At 73.3% G+C, this 21,704-nt stretch carries 16 protein-coding genes and 1 other RNA gene; 7 read left to right on the top strand and 10 right to left on the bottom strand.

The window, feature by feature from the left end; all coding sequences use genetic code 11:
* Nucleotides 1–183: 183 nt before the first annotated feature.
* Nucleotides 184–1,152 carry a LysR family transcriptional regulator gene (locus tag ACZ8ZB_RS13385; protein ID WP_470737937.1) on the bottom strand — a complete coding sequence of 323 codons (969 nt, stop codon included), beginning with the start codon at nt 1,150–1,152 and terminating at the stop codon, nt 184–186.
* 83 nt (nt 1,153–1,235) lie between these two features.
* On the opposite strand from ACZ8ZB_RS13385, the gene ACZ8ZB_RS13390 reads away from it, so the two are divergent.
* On the top strand, nt 1,236–2,558 hold the full coding sequence (locus ACZ8ZB_RS13390) for an MFS transporter (RefSeq protein WP_470737938.1): 1,323 nt from the start codon (nt 1,236–1,238) through the stop codon (nt 2,556–2,558).
* An 89-nt stretch (nt 2,559–2,647) separates the two neighbouring features.
* Nucleotides 2,648–3,658 (top strand): LacI family DNA-binding transcriptional regulator, encoded by a 1,011-nt coding sequence (locus ACZ8ZB_RS13395; RefSeq protein WP_470737939.1) that lies wholly within the window; start codon nt 2,648–2,650, stop codon nt 3,656–3,658.
* A 105-nt stretch (nt 3,659–3,763) separates the two neighbouring features.
* Here ACZ8ZB_RS13395 and ssrA read toward each other — a convergent pair.
* The 5 genes from ssrA to ftsE form a co-directional block, all read right to left on the bottom strand.
* Nucleotides 3,764–4,167: a transfer-messenger RNA gene (gene ssrA / locus ACZ8ZB_RS13400) on the bottom strand.
* A 117-nt stretch (nt 4,168–4,284) separates the two neighbouring features.
* Nucleotides 4,285–4,764 (bottom strand): SsrA-binding protein SmpB, encoded by a 480-nt coding sequence (smpB, locus tag ACZ8ZB_RS13405; protein WP_030834350.1) that lies wholly within the window; start codon nt 4,762–4,764, stop codon nt 4,285–4,287.
* A gap of 46 nt (nt 4,765–4,810) precedes the next feature.
* On the bottom strand, nt 4,811–5,986 hold the full coding sequence (locus tag ACZ8ZB_RS13410; protein WP_470737940.1) for a S41 family peptidase: 1,176 nt from the start codon (nt 5,984–5,986) through the stop codon (nt 4,811–4,813).
* Between the two features lie 67 nt (nt 5,987–6,053).
* Complete coding sequence (ftsX, locus tag ACZ8ZB_RS13415) at nt 6,054–6,971, bottom strand: permease-like cell division protein FtsX (protein WP_470737941.1); 918 nt, start codon at nt 6,969–6,971, stop codon at nt 6,054–6,056.
* A gap of 29 nt (nt 6,972–7,000) precedes the next feature.
* On the bottom strand, nt 7,001–7,690 hold the full coding sequence (gene ftsE / locus ACZ8ZB_RS13420; RefSeq protein WP_470737942.1) for a cell division ATP-binding protein FtsE: 690 nt from the start codon (nt 7,688–7,690) through the stop codon (nt 7,001–7,003).
* Between the two features lie 226 nt (nt 7,691–7,916).
* Between ftsE and ACZ8ZB_RS13425 the strand changes: the two genes are divergently transcribed.
* Complete coding sequence (locus tag ACZ8ZB_RS13425) at nt 7,917–8,108, top strand: hypothetical protein (RefSeq protein WP_470737943.1); 192 nt, start codon at nt 7,917–7,919, stop codon at nt 8,106–8,108.
* A gap of 98 nt (nt 8,109–8,206) precedes the next feature.
* Here the strand turns inward: ACZ8ZB_RS13425 and ACZ8ZB_RS13430 are convergent, their stop codons facing one another.
* The 4 genes from ACZ8ZB_RS13430 to ACZ8ZB_RS13445 all read right to left on the bottom strand — a co-directional run bounded on the left by ACZ8ZB_RS13430 (nt 8,207) and on the right by ACZ8ZB_RS13445 (nt 13,549).
* Nucleotides 8,207–8,968, bottom strand: a complete 762-nt coding sequence (locus ACZ8ZB_RS13430) for an LPXTG cell wall anchor domain-containing protein (RefSeq protein ID WP_470737944.1) — start codon at nt 8,966–8,968, stop codon at nt 8,207–8,209.
* Between the two features lie 307 nt (nt 8,969–9,275).
* Entirely contained in the window at nt 9,276–10,382 is a 1,107-nt protein-coding gene (gene prfB, locus ACZ8ZB_RS13435; protein ID WP_470737945.1) for a peptide chain release factor 2, read from the bottom strand.
* A gap of 106 nt (nt 10,383–10,488) precedes the next feature.
* The gene (locus ACZ8ZB_RS13440; RefSeq protein WP_470737946.1) at nt 10,489–11,733 is read right to left on the bottom strand and encodes a serine/threonine-protein kinase; all 1,245 of its coding nucleotides are present in this window, start codon (nt 11,731–11,733) and stop codon (nt 10,489–10,491) included.
* 109 nt (nt 11,734–11,842) lie between these two features.
* Complete coding sequence (locus ACZ8ZB_RS13445; RefSeq protein ID WP_470737947.1) at nt 11,843–13,549, bottom strand: serine/threonine-protein kinase; 1,707 nt, start codon at nt 13,547–13,549, stop codon at nt 11,843–11,845.
* Nucleotides 13,550–14,009: 460 nt separating this feature from the next.
* Between ACZ8ZB_RS13445 and ACZ8ZB_RS13450 the strand changes: the two genes are divergently transcribed.
* The 4 genes from ACZ8ZB_RS13450 (at nt 14,010) to ACZ8ZB_RS13465 (ending at nt 21,611) form a co-directional block, all read left to right on the top strand.
* On the top strand, nt 14,010–17,555 hold the full coding sequence (locus ACZ8ZB_RS13450) for an FHA domain-containing protein (protein ID WP_470737948.1): 3,546 nt from the start codon (nt 14,010–14,012) through the stop codon (nt 17,553–17,555).
* A 387-nt stretch (nt 17,556–17,942) separates the two neighbouring features.
* On the top strand, nt 17,943–19,358 hold the full coding sequence (locus ACZ8ZB_RS13455) for an ABC transporter substrate-binding protein (protein WP_470737949.1): 1,416 nt from the start codon (nt 17,943–17,945) through the stop codon (nt 19,356–19,358).
* A gap of 7 nt (nt 19,359–19,365) precedes the next feature.
* Nucleotides 19,366–20,715 (top strand): carbohydrate ABC transporter permease, encoded by a 1,350-nt coding sequence (locus ACZ8ZB_RS13460; RefSeq protein ID WP_470737950.1) that lies wholly within the window; start codon nt 19,366–19,368, stop codon nt 20,713–20,715.
* Entirely contained in the window at nt 20,712–21,611 is a 900-nt protein-coding gene (locus ACZ8ZB_RS13465; RefSeq protein WP_470737951.1) for a carbohydrate ABC transporter permease, read from the top strand. The genes ACZ8ZB_RS13460 and ACZ8ZB_RS13465 overlap by 4 nt, the downstream gene beginning before the upstream one ends.
* Nucleotides 21,612–21,704 lie beyond the last annotated feature (93 nt).

A 21,704-nucleotide genomic window follows, 5' to 3' on the forward strand; every position in this document is an offset into this window, starting at 1 on the left:
CCAGAGGAGCTTCCGGCGCGCGTACGACCCGAGCACTCGTCGACGGACCGGGCCCCCACCCGCTCCGAGCGCCCCGGTTATCACACTGTGCTCGGCCACCGAATGTAGCGCACGTAGAGGTGCCGCGTTCCCGGGAAAGCCGTTCGTATCAGGAGTGAGACATCACTGATCAGTAGTGAGACATCACTGAGCCGTCATGACGGCAATGTCCCGGCCGGGCAGCCACCCCTCGACCGGCCGCCGCAACCAGCCCTCCTCGGCCGCGACGAGGGCCGCCGCCCGCCGGAGAGCGTCCAGAGCGGGATGGACCAGCCCTTTCCGCCACACCAGGGACACGGGGGACAGCGGAATCGGGTCCACCAGAGGGCGCAGCACCGTCGAGGGCAGTGGCGGGAAATCGACCACGGCGAGGATCGGGTGACGCGTCCTGGCCATGATCCGCTGGAACTCCTCCTCGCCGACGGCCAGCGGCGCGGGCGGCGCGAGCGTGATCCCCCGGCCCTCGAACAGCGTCCGTGCGAGGTCCGTCCACTCCGGCGTACGGGGGTTGCCGGCCCCGGCGTAGACCGTCTCGCCGGCGAGCGCGGCCAGCGGCACCTCGGGCAGGGCGGCCAGCGGATGGTCCTCGGGCAGGACGACCGCCATCGGCTCGTGGCGCACGGGCTGCTGGTCGAGCCCGGCCCGCAGGGCGGGGGCGAGGCCCGCGAACCGGCCGAACGACGCGTCGAGCCGCCCCGTGAGCAGCTCCCCCGCGGCCCCGGTCAGCCCGCTCTCGTAGCGGGCCATCAGTTCGTGTCCGGGGGCGAGCTCGCGGGCACGGTGCAGCACCCGGCGGGGGGTGTCGAGGCCCGGCGAGTTGAGGTCCACCAGCAGGGGCCGGGCCCGTCCGGCGGCGGCGAGCAGGTCGTCCTGCGCCTGGAGCACCGCACGGGCGTACGGCAGCAGGCGTTCGCCGTCGGCGGTGAGCGTCACCTGACGGGTGGTCCGTACGAACAGCTCGTTGCCCAGCTCCCGTTCCAGCCGCCGCACGTCCCTGCTGAGCGCCTGCTGGGCGACGTAGAGGCGGGTGGCGGCCCGGGTGAAGTGCAGTTCCTCGGCGACGGCCACGAAGGCGCGCAGCAGGCGGGGGTCGAGGTGGGCGGGGGCGGACATGGCGCGAACCTACAACACGGGTGCGTCAATCGGCGCCGGGAAGGTGTTGGACGGGGCGCGCGAACGCAGGCGACGGTGGTGTCATGCCCCGATCGACCTCCCCTTCCCGGGACACTCCCCTGTTCACGGTCACCGCCGACACCCTGGTCGCCGTCGACTTCGGCCCGCGCGGACGGAGCCGGCCCCGCCCGAAGGGCCCGTACCGCCGCCTCCTCGCGCTGCCCGGCGCCCGCGCGTTCACGGCCGGCAACCTCATCGCGCGGCTGCCGATGGGCATGTTCAGCGTGAGCGCGGTCGTGATGATCGCCGGCACCCGGGGTTCGTACGCCCTGGCCGGCGCCGTCACCGCGACGGGCCTGGCGGTGACGGCGGTGGTCGCCCCGTGGACCGCGCGCCTGGTGGACCGGTACGGGCAGGCCCGGGTCGCCCTGCCGGCCACGGTGTTCGCCGTGCTCGGCTCCCTCGCGCTGCTGCTCTGCGTGCGTCACGACGCCCCGGAGTGGACCCTGTTCGCCGCCTACGCCGCCACCGCCACCACTCCCAACACCGGCGGGATGTCGCGGGCGCGCTGGGCGCACCTGCTGAAGGGGGACGCCGAGGCCCTGCACACCGCGAACTCCTTCGAGCAGGCCGCGGACGAACTGTGCTTCATGCTCGGCCCGGTGCTCGCGGCCTTCCTGTGCGGGACGTTCTTCCCGGAGGCGGGCACGCTCGTCGGCGCCGTGCTGCTGCTGACGGGCGTCCTGCTGTTCACCGCCCAGCGGTCGACCGAGCCGCCGGCCGCACGGCGTTCCTCCGCGCGGTCGCCGCTGCGGTCGCCCGGCGTGCGTCCGCTGCTGGTGGTCTGTCTCGCGACGGGCGCGGTGTTCGGCTCGCTGGAGGTGGTGACCCTCGCGTTCGCGGACGAGCGGGGGCACCGCGCGGCGTCCGGCGCCGTGCTCGGGCTCCAGGCGGCCGGTTCCTGTGCGGCGGGGCTGCTGTACGGGGCGATGCGGCCGGCGGGGTCCGCGCGGTCCCGGCTGCCGTGGTGCCTGGCCGCGATGGCCGCGCTGATGACCCTGCCGCTGCTCGCGGCCGGGCTCACCGGCTCGCTGGTGCTGCTGGCGGGGGCGCTGCTGGTCGCCGGGATGGCGACCGCGCCCACCATGGTCACCACCATGACCCTGGTCCAGCGCCGCTCGCCCGCGGACCGGCTGAACGAGGGCATGACGCTCGCGGTGACCGGTCTGCTCGGCGGGATCGCCTGCGGCAGCGCGGCGGGCGGCTGGACGGTGGAGCACGTCTCGGCGACGGCCGGCTACGGCGTGCCGGCGGCGGCCGCCGCGATCGCCCTTCTCGTGTCCCTCTGCACCCTTGTCCCGTTCGGGCCGTCGAACCGCTTCACCGATTCCCTCCCGAACCATTGACGGTCACGGGTCCCGCACCTACCTTCACCCGTCGAAGCGCTTCGAAACCGCTTTCCGCATCCCACGGACCGTGCAGACGAGGACCCCCGATGGTGAAGATCACGGATGTGGCCCGGCTCGCCGGGGTCTCCCCCAGCACCGTCTCGTACGCGCTCAGCGGCAAGCGTCCGATCTCCGACGCGACCCGGCTCCGGGTCCAGGCGGCCGTCCGCGAGCTGGGCTACCGCGCGGACGGCGGCCGGGGCGCGGCCGGCCGCAGGTCGAGGGTGCTGGCCCTGGCGGTCCCGGTGCGCTCCGGCGTCCATGTGCCGGTGGTGACGCAGTTCGCGGTCTCGGTGGTCACCGCCGCCCGCGCCCACGACCACGACGTGCTGCTGCTCACCCAGGGCGAGGGCGAGGGCGAGGAGGGCATCGGGCGCGTCGCGGACGCCCGGCTGGCGGACGGGGTGATCGTGATGGACGTCCAGCTCCAGGACTCCCGGCTGCCGCTGCTGCGCTCGGGGGCCCTGCCGTCCGTACTGATCGGCGTGCCCGCCGAGCCGGACGGGCTGACCTGTGTCGACCTGGACTTCCGGGCGGCCGGTGAGCTGTGCGTGGACCATCTGGCGCGGCTCGGGCACCGGGCGGTGGCGCTGGTCGGCTCGCCGCCGGAGGTGTACGTACGGCGGACCGCGTTCGCGCGGCGGCTGGTGGAGGGCTTCACGGCGGCGGCCGACCGGCACCGGCTCACCTCGGTCGTGCACCCGTGCGGGACCGGCCGCGGGGCCGCCCGCGCGCTCGCCGAGCGGCTGGTGCGCGAGCTGCCCGCGCTGACGGGGGTGGTGGTGCACAACGAACCGCTGCTCGACCCGCTGCTCGACGCCTTCGGGCAGCTGGGGCTGAGCGTCCCCGGCGAGCTGTCCCTGACCGCCGTCTGCCCGTCCCCCGTCGCCGCCTCGGCGCGCACCCCGGTCACCTCGGTCGCCGTGCCGTCGGCGGAACTGGGCACCCGCGCGGTGCACCTGCTGGCCCGGAAACTGTCCGGTGTCCCCGTGCCGGAGGTCACCCTGCTGCCGCCCCGGCTGACGGAACGGGCGAGCACGGCGCCGCGCGGGACGTGACGACCGGGTCCGGCCTCAGCCCCGTCTCCGGATCCTCCCCGCCTTCCAGGGCGCATGACGAAGGCCCCGTCGCCGGAAGCGACGGGGCCTTCGCCCACATGGGATGAGTGGAGATGGCGGGAATCGAACCCGCGTCCAACGGTGCGGAACCAGGGCTTCTCCGTGTGCAGTCGGCTGTGCTTTTCTCGGCCCCGGAGATCACGCCGACAAGTCTCCGACGGGCCCAGTCACTGTGTGGTTTCCCTCTTCACCCCGTGACCGGGATCAAGGTTTAGTTCCCTAGCTGATGCCAGGATCCGGGTCGGGAACACCCCCGGGCTGACACTCCCTTAAGTAGGGGAGCCGCTGCTCGCTACCTGAAGATCAGGCAGCGAGGGCGAGCTCGCCCTGGGAGATGGATCGCTTGGAATTGGCGATTATTTTTTTCGGCCTGTGGTTTACGAGATCATGGCCGCTTCCTCGACACGCTTCCCCTGCTTCGACAGCCGCTGTCGAAACCGATCATCCCCATGTTGTTTTTTCAAGTCCCTCCGAGGAGGGGGCCCGCACCCGCTGTGAGGTGCTGTCGCCATCGTACGTGACCAACGCGGGTCGGTGCCAGCGTATTCCCCGGCGCTCCGCGGGACCTACGCGCGCTGCTTCCGACGGACCGCGGAGATCGCCCGCTCGGTCTCGCGCCGGTCCTGCTTCTCCCGGAGCGTCTGCCGCTTGTCGTACTCCTTCTTGCCCTTGGCCAGCGCGATCTCGACCTTCGCACGGCCGTCCTTGAAGTACAGGGCGAGCGGCACGATGGTGTGGCCCGTCTCCTGGGACTTGGACTCCAGCTTGTCGATCTCCTCGCGGTGCAGCAGCAGCTTGCGCTTGCGCCGCGCGCTGTGGTTGGTCCAGGTGCCCTGGCTGTACTCCGGCACGTGCACGTTGTGCAGCCACGCCTCGTTGCCGTCCAGCTGGACGAAGCCGTCCACCAGCGACGCCCGGCCCTGGCGCAGGGACTTCACCTCGGTGCCGGTGAGGACCAGGCCCGCCTCGTAGGTGTCGATGATGAGGTAGTCGTGCCGCGCCTTCTTGTTCTGCGCGATCAGCTTGCGCCCTTTTTCCTTAGCCATAGTGCCGCCCATTTTCGCACTACGGAGGGGGTCCGCGGGAAGCCGATTATCGACCGCGGGACTGGCGGCCGAGTCCGCTGAGGACCGTCTCGGCGCGCCGGAGCGCCCGCGCGTCGGCCTCCAGGTCGGGGGTGATGCCGTGGCCGTCGACGCCCCGGCCCGAGGGGGTGCGGTAGTGGCCGACGGTCAGCTCGGCGACGGAGCCGCCGGGCAGCGGGGTCGGCATCTGGACCGAGCCCTTGCCGAAGGTGCGGGAGCCCACGACGACCGCCCGTCCACGGTCCTGCAGGGCGCCGGTGAGGAGCTCGGCCGCGCTCATCGTCCCGCCGTCGACGAGCGCGACCAGGGCTCTGGTGGTGTCGCCGCCGGGCTCGGCGTGCAGGGCGCGCTGCTCGCCCTCGACGTCGTACGTGGCGACCAGGCCGCCGTCGAGGAAGGCGGAGGCGGCGATGACCGCCTCGGCGACCAGTCCCCCGGAGTTGCCCCGCAGGTCGAGGACGATGCCGGCGCCGGCCGGGGCCCGCCGCACGGCGGTGCGCACCTCGTCGCCCGAGCCCTTGGTGAAGGCGCCGACCTTGACGACGGTCACCCCGGAGGCGAGTTCGCTGACGGTGACGGTGTCCCGGGACAGCCTGGCCCGGCGCAGGGTCTCGCTCCACGCGCGCGTGCCGCGTTCCAGGCCGAGGCGGACGGTGGTGCCGGCGGACGCGCCGTCGGCCCCGCCGCGCAGTAAGGAGACGACCTCCGTGACGGGCCGGCCGTCGACCTTCTCGCCGTCGACGCTGCGCAGCCGGTCCCCCGCGCGGATCCCGGCGTCGGCGGCGGGCGTGTCGTCGCCCACCCTCGTCACCTCGATACGGCCCTTCCGCTCGCGGGCCCACAGGCCGACGCCGGTGTACCGGCCGTCCAGGGCCTCCTCGAACTCCTCGTACTCGCCCGGGGAGTAGACGGCGGCCCAGCGGTCCCCGCTGCGGCTGACGGCGCGCCGGGCGGCCTCCACAGGGGAGGCGCCGTCGGCGGCGGCCTCCTCGGCCGCCCGGGCGACGTCCGTGCCGTGGCCGACGGGAGCGGCCGCGGGGACGCCGTCCGCCGTGGCCGCGCCGTCGGCCCCGGGGAGGTTGCCCGTGGCCGCGCCGGCGACGAGCACGCCCGCGAACACCAAGGTCAGGGCGGCCCCACGGCGGACGCGATGGGGCTGACAGAACAGGGCACGACCTGACATGCCGGTGAGTCTAGGACAACGCGAAGGGGCGCACGGTCGGTTGGCCGCGCGCCCCTCGTGGCAAAAATCAAACCTTCAGATACTTGCGCAGCGCGAAGAACGCGGCCAACGCGGGCATCAGCAGACTGGTCGCGAGGATCAGCGGCAGCTTCGTCAGCACGGCGTCCCAGCCGATGAAGTTGATCAGGTTCAGCTTCTCCGACAGGGCCAGTCCGTGGTCGATGATGAAGTACCGCCCGACCACCAGGAATCCGCACGCCAGGACGCCGCCGATGAGTCCGGCGACGGCGGCCTCCATGATGAACGGCGTCTGGATGTAGAAGCCGGAGGCGCCGACCAGCCGCATGATGCCGGTCTCGCGGCGGCGGCTGAACGCGGAGACGCGCACCGTGTTCACGATCAGCATCAGGGCGACGACCAGCATGAGCGCCATCATCGCGAGGGCGGCGATGTTCATGCCCTCCAGCAGCCCGAAGAGGTTGTCCAGGATGCCCTTCTGGTCCTGCACCGACTGCACGCCGTCCCGCCCGTCGAAGGCGGTCGCGATGACCTGGTACTTCTCCGGGTCCTTCAGCTTGATGCGGTACGACTCCTGCATCTGGTCCGGCGTCAGGGAGCTGGCCAGCGGGGAGTCGCCGAACTGCTCCTTGTAGTGCTTGTACGCCTCGTCCTGCGACTCGTACGTCACCGAGTCGACGACCGACATCTTCTCCAGGTCGGTCTTGATCTGGCCCTTCTGGTCGTCGGTCACCGCGCCCCTGGCGCAGTTGGGATCGGACTCGGCGTCACTCTTGTTGCACAGGAAGATGGAGACGTTGACCTTGTCGTACCAGTAGCCCTTCATGGTGTTCACCTGGTCGTTCATCAGGAGCGAACCACCGAACAGGGCGAGCGACAGGGCGACGGAGACGACGACGGCGAAGGTCATCGTCAGGTTGCGGCGGAGACCGACGCCGATCTCCGACAGGACGAACTGGGCGCGCATGGCGTCTGATCAAGCCTTTCCGTGGAGCGTCAGTGCTGGTAGCCGTAGACGCCGCGTGCCTGGTCGCGGACGAGACGGCCCTTCTCCAGCTCGATGACGCGCTTGCGCATCTGGTCCACGATGTTCTGGTCGTGCGTCGCCATCACCACGGTGGTGCCCGTCCGGTTGATCCGGTCGAGCAGCTTCATGATGCCGACGGAGGTCTGCGGGTCGAGGTTGCCGGTGGGCTCGTCGCAGATGAGCAGCTTGGGCCGGTTGACGAAGGCCCGCGCGATGGCGACGCGCTGCTGCTCACCGCCGGAGAGCTCGCCGGGCATCCGCTCCTCCTTGCCGCCGAGCCCGACGAGGTCGAGCACCTGCGGCACGGACTTGCGGATCTCGCCGCGCGACTTGCCGATCACCTCCTGCGCGAAGGCGACGTTCTCGGCGACCGTCTTGTTCGGCAGCAGGCGGAAGTCCTGGAACACGGTCCCCAGCTGGCGCCGGATCTGCGGCACCTTCCAGTTGGAGACGCGGGCGAGGTCCTTGCCCAGAACGTGCACCTCTCCGTGGCTGGCCCGCTCCTCGCGGAGGATCAGCCGCAGGAAGGTGGACTTTCCGGAGCCTGAGGACCCCACGAGGAACACGAACTCGCCCTTCTCCACTTCCAGGGTGACGTCCCTGAGCGCGGGGCGGTTCTGCTTGGGGTAGACCTTGGACACATTGTCGAATCGGATCACGGATGCACCACGGGTAGCCGGGGGTAGATGAGCGTGACCATACGCGAATCGGGGAGGCGGGCGCAGGCACCGGTAGGGGTTGTGCGGGACTTGCGTCCTTTTGTGCCGGTGCCGGGTGCGGACGGCACCCGCGCGGCCTCCGCGGGAACCTGGCACAGTGGAGGGGGAACGTTCGCGGGGTGGCGGGCGTTATGTCATCCGGAACAGGTGCGAGGAGGGCGAGCGCATGACGTACGACCGGCTGGTGTGCGCGAACTGCGCCGCGCCCGTGAGCGAGGGCCGGTGCCCGGTGTGCCGCGCGAACCGCGAGCGGCTGCAGCAGGGAAACTTCTTCGCGGGGCTGAACCCCATGATGCTGATCGCACTGCTGGCGGTGCTGGTCGCGGCGGTGGCGCTGCTCGCCCACCGGACCGTCTGACGTACGGGCGCGGGACGTGACGAAGGGCCCGGAGCGCGGTTGCGCTCCGGGCCCTTCACCTCACCTCATGCGTACGGCGCGTACGCGCGCGGCCACCGTCAGGCGGCGGCGCCGCGGCCGGCCATCAGGCGCGGCAGCACCCGGAAGCCGACACCGCCGGCGATCATCGTGGCGGCGCCGATCAGCAGGAAGGTGGTCTCGGCGGCACCGGTCTCGGCGAGCTCCTTGCCGTTGCCCTGGGCCGAGGCGCCCGTGGCGTCGTCACCGGTGTCGGTGAGGGCGGAAGAGCCCTGGTCCTGCGGGGAGGCGTTGTTGCCGCCGTCCGGGGTGGTGCCGGTGTTGTCGTCGTCACCGTTGTCACCCGGGGTGGTGGGCTCCTCGATGGGGCCCTCGCCGCCCGGGTTCTCACCACCGGGGTTCTCACCACCGGGGTTCTCACCACCGGGGTTCTCACCACCGGGGTTCTCACCGCCCGGGTTCTCACCACCGGGGTTCTCACCACCGGGGTTCTCACCACCGGGGTTCTCACCACCGGGGTTCTCACCGCCCGGGTTCTCACCACCGGGGTTCTCACCACCGGGGTTCTCACCACCGGGGTTCTCACCACCGGGGTTCTCACCGCCCGGGTTCTCACCGCCCGGGTTCTCACCGCCCGGGTTCTCACCACCGGGGTTCTCACCGCCCGGGTTCTCACCGCCCGGGTTCTCACCGCCAGGGCAGTTCGGGTCGACTCCGACGGTGCAGCTCGGGTCCGGCTCGCCTACGGCCTGAGCGACACCCGTCACCGCCAGCGACGCACCCGCGGCGATCACGGCGCCGGCTGCGATGCGTGCGACGCGGATCCGCGTCTTCTTCGTCATATGTGTGCTACCCCCAGTAGCTGATCGTCAATGAGGCGGCGCTCGGGGCCGTGATCAACGGAGGTAACTGTGATGAAACGCCCCCCGGTTCACATGCGCCCCAGAGATACGCATGCCACGCTTCACCTTTCCCATTTTCCAAAAGAACGTCAAGGCCGTTGCGTGCGCGATGTCCGGCTACGCGCGCTTTGTGGGACAACGAAACTGTGAGTGTGATGTAAATCCCCGATGTGGCCGGACGGAAAAGGCAACTGCCGTCGAAGTGACGGCAGTTGCCTTGTCGACAAATCGGCGCGTGCGCCGGGGGTTACTTCTCCTGCTGCTTGCGCCAGCGAATCCCGGCCTCCAGGAAGCCGTCGATCTCGCCGTTGAACACGGACTCGGGGTTGCCGACTTCGTACTCCGTGCGCAGGTCCTTGACCATCTGGTACGGGTGCAGCACGTACGAACGCATCTGGTTGCCCCAGGAGTTGCCGCCGTCGCCCTTGAGGGCGTCCATCTTGGCCTGCTCCTCCTGACGGCGCCGCTCCAGGAGCTTGGCCTGGAGGACGTTCATCGCGGTGGCCTTGTTCTGGATCTGCGAGCGCTCGTTCTGGCAGGAGACCACGATGCCGGTGGGGAGGTGGGTGAGCCGCACCGCGGAGTCGGTGGTGTTCACGCCCTGGCCGCCGGGACCGGACGACCGGTACACGTCCACCCGCAGCTCGGACTCGTCGATCTCGATGTGGTCGGTCTGCTCGACCACGGGTAGGATCTCGACGCCCGCGAAGGAGGTCTGGCGGCGGCCCTGGTTGTCGAAGGGCGAGATGCGCACCAGGCGGTGGGTGCCCTGCTCGACGGAGAGGGTGCCGTAGGCGTAGGGCGCCTGGACGGAGAAGGTGGTCGACTTGATGCCGGCCTCCTCCGCGTACGACGTCTCGATCAGCTCGGTCTTGTAGCCGCGCTGCTCGGCCCAGCGCAGGTACATGCGCTGGAGCTTCTCGGCGAAGTCGGCGGCGTCGACGCCACCGGCCTCCGCCCGGATGTTGACGAGCGCCTCACGGGAGTCGTACTCGCCGCTGAGCAGCGTCCGGACCTCCATCTCGTCCAGCGCCTTCTTGACGGACTCGAGCTCGGCCTCGGCCTCCGCGCGGGTGTCCGGGTCGTCCTCCTCCTCGGCCATCTCGAAGAGCACGGCGAGATCGTCGATCCGGCCCCGGAGTGCCTCGGTCTTCCGCACCTCGGCCTGGAGGTGGGAGAGCTTGCTGGTGATCTTCTGCGCCTCGTCCGGGTTGTCCCACAGGGACGGCGCGGCCGCCTGCTCCTCGAGCACGGCGATGTCTGCCCTCAGCTTGTCGAGGTCCAGAACGGCCTCGATCGACTCCATGGTCGAGGAGAGGGACTTGAGCTCTTCGGATACATCGACGACTGCCACGCCCTCCAGCGTAACGGCTCCGCGCGCGGGCCCACGCAGTGTGGCGGGGCCGGGGCGCCCCGGCGCAGCCTGAGGTGGGCTCGCCCGCCGGCCCGGGTGGGCGCGGCTACGGGTGCGCCGGCGCGGAGTTCCGGGTGTCCTGGGGTGGGGGCGTGTCGTCCTCCGTCGTGGCCAGCCAGGTGCCGACGCCCGCCGCCACGAGCACCGCCGCCGCCACCGCCAGGGTGAGCCGGCGCCGACGGGCGACCGCGCGGTTGCGGGCGGAGCCCGGCCGGCGCGCACCCGCCGCGCGGGGTGCGCGGGCCGTGCCGCGGGCGCCCCCGGCCAGTTCGTCGGGGGTCGGCACCCTCATCGACGTGTGCGTGTCGCGGCTGGAGTCGGCCGGTTTCGCGCCCGGCACCAGCGGGACCGCGCCGCGGCGCCGCACCGGCTCCCCGGTGACCTGGGCCGCCCCGGAGGGCTGGAACTCCTCCCCGGCCTCCTCGGTGGGCCCGGTGTCCGGCTCGTCGACGTCCAGCGGCGGCATCCCCGCCAGCATCGGCAGCAGCTCCCGCAGCCGCGCGCCCAGCTCGGAGGCGCGCAGCCGGGACGCCGGGGCCTTCGCCAGGCACTGCACCAGCAGCTGCCACAGTTCGTCCGGGATGCCGGGGAGGGGGACGACCGTCTCGGTGACGTGGCGGCGCAGCACCGCGCCCGGGTGTCCGCCGCCGAACGGCGTGAAGCCGGCGAGCAGCTCGTACAGGACCGTGGCCAGCGCGTAGATGTCGACCGACGCGCGCGGGGGAAGGCCCTCGACGATCTCCGGCGCCAGGTAGTCCGGCGTTCCGATGATCTTCGTGGCCCGGGTGCGGCGCGGGGTGTCGATGAGTTTCGCCACGCCGAAGTCGGTGAGCAGGGCGCGGTGCGAGCCGCCGGGGCCGAGCGGGCCCTCCATGTCGAGCAGCACGTTCTCCGGCTTCACGTCCCGGTGCACGACCCCGGCCGCGTGCGCCGCCGCCAGCCCGTCGGCGACGTCGGCCACGATCGCGACCGCGGCCTCGGGGGCCAGCCTGCGCTCCCGGTCGAGGCGGGTGCGCAGGTCCGTGCCGCGGACGAGGTCCATGACCAGCGCGAGGTCGTTGCCGTCGACCACCATGTCGCGCACGGAGACGACGTGCGGGTGTTCCAGACCGAGCAGCGCCGTCCGCTCCCGCACGAAGCGGCCGACGAGCTCCTGGTCCGAGGAGAGATCCTCACGCAGCAGCTTGACGGCGACGGGCCCGTCGGGACCCTCGCCCAGCCACACCGTGCCGGCGCTGCCCCGCCCGAGGATCTGATGGGCGGTGTACCGGCTGCCGATTCTCCGTGCCAAGACTGCTCCTACCGACGCGTGTTGTCGCCAAAGCTACGCGTCCGGGACGCCGACCTTCACGGCGGATCCGGAAATCAGCCCTCAGATGTCGACAAATCAGCAAACAAGCTCAGTTCGTCCCGGAGGGGTCCGAGGGCTCCGAGGAGCCGCCCAGGTCCTCGATCCAGCCCGTCACCGAGCCGAACCAGTCGCTGAGCTGGTCCCAGTAGCCCTTGCCGGTGCCGATCCAGTCCTGGAGCGGGCTCAGCTCCCAGATCAGCCAGCCCGCGACGAACAGGATGACGACCGTGAACAGGCAGCCCTTCAGACAGCCCAGGCCGGGGATGCGCATCGGGTTGGCGCTGCGCTGCCGGGGCTGCCGGGGCTCCCGGGCCGGGCGCTGCGGCTCCGGCGGCGGGGCGTACCGCTGCGGCGGCTGGGGCTGCTGCCGGCGCTGCGGCTCCGGCGGCGGGGCGTACTGCTGGGGCCGGTGCTGCTGCGGGTGGCCGTATCCGGGGCCGGGCTGCTGCGGCTGCGGACGCCGTTGCGGCTGCTGGGGCTGCTGCGGCCGTTGGGGCTGCTGGGGCTGCTGCGGCGGCCGGGCGACCTGGCGCTGGGGGCGGCGTCGCAGCGGGTCCTCGCTGGGGTCGAGGTACTGGATCTGGGTCTGCTCGTTGCGGTCGCGGGCCGCGCGGAGCTGGTTCTGCCAGGGGTGCGGGTCCTCCGGGCCGGCTCCGGGCCCGCCGGGCTGCCCCGGCGGCACGGGGGGCATGACGGCCGTGGGGTCGGCGGCGCCGGCCGGGCCGCCGGTCTGCGGCAGGACGCTGGTCGCGCCGTTGGGGTCGTAGGCGCCCGCGCCGTGCGGCAGCACCTGCGTCGGGTCGGCGTCGCCGGACGCGCCGGGCGTACCGGGTACGGGCGCGGGGGCCGGGTCGGGGGCGAGCAGCGCGCCGACGTTCTCGGCGGCGGAGATCTGCGCGGAGTTCGCGTGCACGCCGATGCCGTCGGCGACGACGCGCAGGCCGCGTGCGAGGTTCTCGGCGCTGGGCCGTTCGTCGGGGTTCTTGCGCAGGCAGCGCTCGATGACCGTCCACAGCGGGTCGGGGACGGTGGAGGGGCGGCGCGGTTCGGCGCTCAGGTGCTGGTGCAGCACCTCCAGGGCGGAGTCGCCGGAGAACGGCGGACGGCCGGTGACCAGCTCGTACAGCAGGATGCCGGCGCCGTAGACGTCGACGGCGGAGGTCTGCGGGCGGCCCTCGGCGGACTCGGGCGCGATGTACGCGGGCGTGCCGACGAACTCGTGGGTGCGGGTCAGGCCCGGGGAGTCGGCGAGGCGGGCGATGCCGAAGTCGGTCAGCATCGGGTGCATCTCGCCGCCGGTCTGCTTCAGCAGCACGTTGGCGGGCTTCAGGTCGCGGTGCACCACGCCGTCGGCGTGGCTGGCGCCGAGCGCGTCGGCGATCTGCGCGGTCAGCAGGGCGGCGGCGACGGGGGTGAAGGGGCCGTTCTCACGGAGGTGGCGGTGCAGGTCGGGGCCCTCGACGAGGTCCATGACCAGGGCCAGCAGATCGCCCTCGACGACCAGGTCGCGCACCCGGACGATGTTGGGGTGGGTGAGCCGGAGCAGGACGGACCGCTCGCGCAGGAAGCGCATCACGACGTCGGCGTCGCCCGCGAGCTCCTCCTTGAGGACCTTGATCGCGACGGTCTCGCCGGGCTGTCCGGGCACGGCCGCCTCGGCACCCGCGGTCTCCCGCTGGCGGGCTCGCCAGACGGTGCCCGTGGCGCCGCGTCCGAGCGGCTCCTCGAGCAGGTACTTGCTGCCGACTGGCCGCACGTCACGCACTCCCTGCTGCCTGCTCGGCGTACACCCTGGTCCACCGCGCTACGGAACGTTCCGACCCACTGTAGTGCCGCCGCGCGGGATACCGGCCGGTCGCCTTCGACGTGATCTCCCCGTGGGTCTTGCGTACCGGTTCCCGCCGGAGTTCGGAGATCCGCAGGAAAGACGCTCGACTCGGTCCGTTGGTTGCCGCAGGCCGTACGTGACCGGTCCCAAGCGGATCCGGAACGGTCATTCGCTCCCCACCGGTCAGGCACTTTTGCGGGCAGAGCCGACCAATCAAGATCATTTGATGCCGGAGGGCGGGCGCGTTGTCGGTGGCAGGTGCGAGGATGCGTGCAGTACTGGCCGTACGTGCGCGTGTGGCGGTGGGGGAAGTCCGCGGTGGGGGACCGCGGGGCGGTGGTGTCCCCCCGCGTCGCGGGCGCCCGCGCAGAAGGGACCGCTGACGGCGATGCAGATCCGGCTGACCGTCGTAGACCCGCTGGGCCCCTCCTCCCCCGCGCGGGAGCGGGCCGCGAGCCGTGACGTGCTGGTCACGGCGCCCGCGGGCACGGCCCTGGCCGCGGTCGCCTCCGCGCTGGCCTCGGTGGTCCCCGGCGGCGACGGCCCGTCCGGCTCCTCGGGCACACCGGTGCTGTACGCCGGTGACCGGCGGCTCGACGCCCAGCGCTGCACGCTGGGCGAGCCGCCGCTGATCGACGGCGCGGTGCTGGCCGTGGGCGCCCCGGGCGAGCCCGAGCCGCACCCCGAGCTGGACGGGACCCCGACCCGGCTGCACGTCGTCGCCGGTCCCGACGCGGGCGGGGTGCACCTGCTGCACGGCGGCGAGATCCGCATAGGCCGCTCCGCCGACGCCGACGTGCCGCTCGACGACCCGGACGTCTCCCGGCTGCACTGCGCGGTGACGGTCGCCCCGGACGGCGGCGTCTCGGTCGCCGACCTCGGCTCCACCAACGGCACGACCCTGGACGGCCGGCGCGTGGGCCCCCGCCCGGTCCGCCTCGCCCCGGGCGCGCTCCTGCGCATCGGGGAGTCGGCCCTGCGCCTGACCCCGGCGGCGGGTCCCCGCGCGCGGGCGGCGACGACACCGGACGGCGAGGGGCACGTACGGGTGCCGCCCCCGGCCCTGCGGGCCGGCGACGAGGACGCCCGCCCGCGCGCGTGGGCGCCGGCGGCGCCCACGCACCACGCCCACGGCTCGGCCGGCTGGGCCGTGCCGGCACAGGACGCACGGGAGACGCCGGACGCTCCGCGGCCGGACGGCGCGGACGGGCCGCCGCGGGTGCCGGCCCAGGGCCGCACCCCCGGGCTCGAGCGCACCGGAACCGCCCCCGGGGGGCGCGCGGTGCACACGGCCGCCCGGGGAGACGTGCCCCGCCTCCCCCAGGGCCGCCGCGTGTCGCGGCCCCGGCCCGCCGACGGGGACACCCACGCGGGGCGCTCCGACGTGAGCACGGGCGGGACGGGCCGCGGCGCCGCCGGCCGCTCCGCCGGGACGGCCCCTGACGGGGTCCGGGGCGGGACGGCCGGTGACGCCGCTCCCGGCCGCGGCGCGGGCGGGACGCCAGCCCCGGAGTCCGGCCGCCCCACCGGCCCGACCACCGGGCCCGTCACCGGCCGCATGCCGCCCACCGGCGCGCTCCCCGCCGCCCCGTACGAGGAGGTCCCCGGCACCCGCAAGGGCACCCCCGTGCGCGGCACCGAGCTCCCCCGGCCGGCGGGCGGGCGCAGGCGCGGTGGGCTCACCGCCTGGGCCCGGCGGCTGACCGGGGGGCGGCAGGAGCCGGAGGCCGCGTGGGACGCCTCCGACGAGGAGGGACCCGGCACCGCGCCCGACCCGGGCGCGACCGCCCCCGCCGTGCCCGAGACCTGGCCGGACCCCGCCACGCTGCTGCTGACCGCGCTCGGCCCCGGCCCCCGGCTGTGGGAGCGCGGGCCGGACCACCCGGAGGCGCTCGCGGTGCGGCTCGGCACGGCGGACCGGCCGGCGCCGGACGGCTCCGGTCTGCTGCCCGCCGTACCGGTGACCTCGGGGCTGCGCGAGGTCGGCGCGCTGGGACTGGCCGGCCCGCGCGAGCGGCTCGCCGGGCTGGCCCGCGCGGTGCTCGCCCAGCTCGCCGCGCTGCACTCCCCCGACTCCCTGGAGATCGTCCTGATCGCCGCGGACCCCTCCCGCCCCCTGGCGGAGCGCACCGCCGAGTGGTCCTGGCTGGGCTGGCTGCCGCACGTCCGCCCGGGGCACGGCCAGGACTGCCGCCTGCTCCTCGCGCACGACCGCGAGCAGGCCGCGGCCCGCGCCGGGGAACTGCTGCGCCGGCTGGAGGACCACGCCCCCGCGACCCCCCGCATATCCGGCGCGGAACCCCACGAGGGGCTGCACGGAGAACAGCACGAGGAGAGGTACGAAGGGCCGTACACCGTGGTCGTCGTGGACGGCGACCCCGGCGGTCCCGAGGCGCGCGAGGCGGTGGCGCGGCTGGCCCTGGAGGGGCCCCGGGCCGGGATCCACGTGGTGTGCCTCGCCGAGACGGCCGCCGCCTCCCCCGCGTCCCCGGTGACGGAGACGTACGAGGCGGCCTGCGCGGCGGCCCCGGCGTTCCGGCGGTGCGGGGCCGTCGCCCTGCTCAGCGGGGACGTGGCGACCGCCCTGCGCCTGCTGCGGGTGGCCGGGACCGGCTCCGGCCGGCCCCCCGGACCCGTCGGCCACGGCACCCTCGCCACGGTCGACGCGGTCTCCCCCGCCTGGGCCGAGCGGTTCGCGCGGGCGCTGGCGCCGCTGCGCACGGACGGCGCCGGCGGAGAGCGGCACGCGCGCGTGTCGGCGCCGCTGCCCCCGTCGGCGCGGCTGCTGGACGAGCTGGGCCTGGCCCGCGCCACCCCGGCCTCGCTGATGGCCCGCTGGGCGGACGCGGCCGACGACGCCCAGGCGCTCGGCGGACGCGTCACCGCCGTACTGGGCGCCGGTCCGCACGGCCCGGTCGTCGCCGACCTCGCCGCCGACGGACCGCACCTGCTGGTCGAGGGGCCGTCCGGCAGCGGTCGTACGGAACTGCTGCGGGCGGTCGTCGCCTCGCTGGCCGCCGCCGAGCGTCCCGACCGGCTGGCCGTCGTGCTGGTCGACGGCCGGGGCGCGCCCACGGCGGGCGCCGCGTCCGGCGAGGGCCTGCGCGTGTGTACGGACGTACCGCACGTCACCACGCATCTGTGCGCCAACGACCCGGTGCGGATGCGGGAGTTCGCGCAGTCCCTGAGCGCCGAGCTGAAGCGGCGCGCGGAGCTGCTGGGCCGGTCGGACTTCGCGGAGTGGCACACCGGGCGGGAACTGGCGGACCGGATGGTCGCCCAGCGCACGGCCGCGTCCCGCGCGGGCGCGGGCCCGGCGGCCGGCGGGGAGCGGAACGGGGACCTCGACACCCCGCCCAGTTCGACGCTGCGGCTGCGGCCCGGGGCGGACCGGCGCAGGGCGGGGGCGGCGCCGCCGCTGCCCCGGCTGGTGGTGGTGGTGGACGACCTGGACGCGCTGGTCTCCCCCGCGCTCGGTTCGCCGGGCCGGCCCGCCGCCGGATCGGTGATGCGGGCGCTGGAGGCGGTGGCACGGGACGGCGAGCGGCTGGGCGTGCACCTGGTGGCGGCCACCGGGCCCTGCGCCCGCACGGCGCAGACCGAGCCGGTGCGGCAGGCGTCGCTGCGGGTCGCGCTCGACGCGGCGGCACCGGGGGGCGGGCCGGAGGAACCGGCGCCGGGGCGGGGTCGGCTGGCCCGTCCGGACGGGCGGGTGACGGCGTTCCAGGGCGGGCGGGTGACCGGTCGCATCCCGCGGACGGCGACCCTGCGGCCGACGGTCGTTCCCCTGGAGTGGCACCGCATGGGGGACCCCCCGGCCCGCCGGCAGGTGCGCGAACTCGGCAACGGCCCGACCGACCTGGCCCTGCTCGCCAGCGCGTTGGAGCGGGCGGCCCGCCAGGTCGCGGCGGCGGAGGTGCCGTCGCTGCTCTGACTCCCCGGGCGGAAGCCGGCCGGTGACCGCCCCGGTCCTCGACGCGGGGTCCCGCCCCGGTCCTCGACGCGGGGTCCCGCCCCGGGGCCCGGCGCAGGCGCCGTGCGCCTCGGTGGTCGGCTCGTCCTTCGTCACGCGGCCGGGGACGCGGACGACTTCGGTGCGCACGCTGCGCCACCCGTCGCCGACGGAGATCCCGCACTCCTCGCCGCGGCCGGGCCGGCGCCGCCGCGTTCCGTATGACGCCTGGTCACGAGGCGGTCACGATCCCGGACTTGACACGGGAGGCGCTCTTGCCACCCCCATTCCCCGGGCGTAGACCAGAGCCCACGGGACAGCGCTCGGACGTTCGGCGAAGTACGACGGAGTACGAAGAACGGGGCAGTGATGCGCAGCACGAGCAGGATCATCCGGATACGCAGGTCACCCGGCGGCCACGTGACGACCCCCCGCTCCCGCAGGGGCGTGAGAGCCGCCGCCACGCTCGCCGCGGGCGTGCTCGCGGTCTCGCTCACCGCGTGCGGGGGCGGCGACGACGGCGACGGCGACGGCGAGGACAAGGGCGGCGGGACCGGCGCCAACGGGAACACCGTCACCCTGCCGAAGCTGGACGGCGCGAGCCTCGAGGTCGCCGCCGTGTGGACCGGCGCCGAGCAGAAGAACTTCAAGCAGGTCCTCGCGGAGTTCGAGAAGCGCACCGGCGCCAAGGTGACCTTCGTCCCCGCCCAGGACCCGATCATCAACTTCCTCGGCTCGAAGGTCGCGGGCGGCGCCCCGCCGGACGTGGCGCTGCTGCCGCAGCCGGGCGCCATCAAGCAGGCCGTCGACAAGGGCTGGGCCAAGCCGCTCGGCGCCGAGGCGGTCAAGGAGCTGGGCGAGAACTACTCGCAGGGCTGGCAGGACATCGGCAAGGTCGACGGCAAGCAGTACGGCGTCTACTACAAGGCCGCCAACAAGTCGCTGATCTGGTACAACGCCCAGGTCTTCGAGAACGCGGGGGCCGCCGAGCCCAAGACGTGGGACGAACTGCTCACCGTCGCCCAGACGGTGTACGACTCCGGGGTCACCCCGTTCTCGGTCGGCGGCGCCGACGGCTGGACGCTGACCGACTGGTTCGAGAACGTCTACCTCTCGCAGGCCGGTCCGGAGAAGTACGACCAGCTCGCCAAGCACGAGATCAAGTGGACGGATCCGTCCGTCGGAAAGGCCCTGACCACGCTCGCCGGGATCTGGGGCAAGAAGGACTACGTCGCGTCCGGCGCGCTGCAGACCGATTTCCCGACGTCCGTGACGCAGACCTTCACCGGCGGCGACCAGCCCAAGGCCGGCATGGTCTACGAGGGCGACTTCGCGCAGGTCAACATCGGCGAGAGCAAGGCGGAGATCGGCACGGACGCGAAGGTCTTCCCGTTCCCGGCCGTCGGCGACGCCGCGCCGGTGGTCTCCGGGGGCGACGCGGCCGTGATCCTGGAGGACTCGGAGGCGGCGCAGGCGCTGGCCACCTTCCTGGCCTCCCCCGACGCGGCGGCGGTCCACGCGAAGCTGGGCGGCTTCCTCTCCCCGAACAAGAACCTCGACCCGTCGGCGTACCCGAACGCGGTGCAGAAGAAGATCGCCGAGGCGCTGGTCTCCTCCGGCGACGACTTCCGCTTCGACATGTCCGACCAGGCCCCGCAGGCGTTCGGCGGCACGCCCGGCAAGGGCGAGTGGAAGGCGCTGCAGGACTTCCTGAAGAACCCGAAGGACGTCGCGGGGACGCAGGCGAGGCTGGAGGCCGACGCGGCCGCGGCGTACGGGAACTGATCCGGCGATGGCGTCGGACACGGCGGCGGGGGCGTCGAAGACGGCCCCCGCCGCTCCCAAGTCGCGCAAGAGCGTCACCGGCACCCGTGGAACCGTGGCGGCGCTGTTCCTGCTGCCCGCGCTGGTCCTGCTCGGTGCGCTCGTGGTCTACCCGATCGGGTACTCCGTCATCCGCAGCTTCTACGACCAGTCCGGCGACGGCTTCGCCGGACTCGACAACTACCGGGCCCTGTTCACCGACGACGGCATCCGCACCGCCCTGAAGAACAACGTCGTCTGGGTGGTGTTCGCGCCGACGATCGCGACCGCGCTGGGTCTGGTCTTCGCGGTGCTGACCGAACGGGTGCGCTGGGGCACGGCGTTCAAGCTGGTCGTCTTCATGCCGATGGCGATCTCGATGCTGGCGGCCGGCATCATCTTCCGCCTGGTGTACGACCAGGACCCGGACAAGGGCGTGGCGAACGCGGTGTGGGTGGGGGTGCACGACACCTTCGCCCAGTCGTCGGCGTTCCCCAAGGCGCACCCGGGCCGCCAGTCGCCGCTCGTGCGGAACGACGACGGCGGTTTCATCACCGCCGTGACGGTGCGCGCGGGCGACACGGTCACGCTGCCGCTGGTCGGCGTCGCCCCGGACCTGATGCCGGACGACGCGAAGCCGGCCGCGGCGCCGAAGCCGGAGGACGACCGGATCACCGGTACCACCTGGCAGGACTTCACCCGCGGCAAGGGCGTCGGCACGCTGAACGCGGTCGACGCCTCGGAGCTGGGCTACGCCGGGATGAGGATCGAGGCCGTGAAGGGCGGCGAGGTGGTGGAGACGGCCACGGCGGCCGCCGACGGCACCTTCTCCTTCTCCTCGAAGGCCGAGGGCACCCGGCTGCGGCTCCCGGCGAGCAACTTCGAGGAGCCGTACAACGGCCTGGACTGGCTCGGCCCGTCCCTGGTCACCCCGGCGATCATCGGCTCGTACATCTGGATGTGGGCGGGCTTCGCGATGGTGCTGATCGCGGCCGGGCTCGCGGGCATGCCCCGGGAGCTGCTGGAGGCCGCGCGGGTGGACGGCGCGAACGAGTGGCAGGTGTTCCGGCGGATCACGGTACCGCTGCTGGCGCCGGTCCTCGCGGTCGTCACCGTCACCCTGATGATCAATGTGCTGAAGGTGTTCGACCTGGTCTTCATCATCGCTCCGGGCTCCTCCCAGGACGACGCCAACGTCCTCGCGCTGGAGCTGTACCGCCAGGGCTTCTCGGCGGACCAGCCGGGCGTCGCCAGCGCGATCGCGGTGTTCCTGCTGCTGCTCGTCATCCCGGTGATGTGGTTCAACGTCAGGCGGCTGAGGCGGGAGGTGCGGCGATGAGCGTCACCAAGGACGGTGTGCCGCCGGTCTCCCCCGTCAGGGCCGAGCGGTCGCTGGGTTCCCGGTTGAGCGAGTGGGTGAGCGGCGGTCTGGTGCGCGTCTTCCTGATCGTCGTGGGGCTGTTCTGGCTGGTCCCGACGGTCGGGCTGCTGCTGGCCAGTCTGCGCACCCCGCAGGACATGGCCGCCGACGGCTGGTGGAAGGTGTTCACCGAGCCCTCCCGACTCACCTTCGGCGCCTACGAGACGTTGCTGGAGAACGACGACATCACCGGCTCGCTGCTGAACACGGTGTACATCACCGTCCCGGCGACCGTGCTGGTGGTGGTGATCGGCTCCCTCGCCGGGTACGCCTTCGCCTGGATGGAGTTCCCCGGCCGGGACTGGTGGTTCCTGGCCGTGGTGGGGCTGCTGGTGGTGCCGGTGCAGGTGGCGCTGATCCCGATCGCCGAACTCTTCGGCAACCTGGGCCTCTTCGGCTCCGTGACCGGCGTGGTCCTCTTCCACGTCGGTTTCGGCCTGCCGTTCGCGGTGTTCCTGCTGCGGAACTTCTTCGCGGAGATCCCGAGGGAGCTGCTGGAGGCGGCCCGGCTGGACGGCGCGGGCGAACTGCGGCTGTTCGTGCGGGTCGTGATGCCGCTCGCCGGGCCGGCCATCGCCGCGCTCGGCATCTTCCAGTTCCTGTGGGTGTGGAACGACATGCTGGTCGCGCTGATCTTCACCGACTCCGGCAGCCAGCCGATCACGGTCGCCCTGCAGACCCAGGTACGGCAGTTCGGCAACAACGTCGACGTCCTGGCGCCCGGCGCGTTCATCTCGATGGTGGTCCCGCTGGTCGTGTTCTTCGCGTTCCAGCGGCAGTTCGTCTCCGGTGTGATGGCGGGCGCGGTGAAGTAGCCGGAACGGGCGTCGCGTTGGAGGGGCGGACCGCCGCGGTCCGCCCCTTCGTGTGACGTGCGTCCCCCGGATGCCGCAGGGGGCGTAACCAAG

The sequence above is a fragment of the Streptomyces sp. 12E genome, assembly GCF_055633275.1.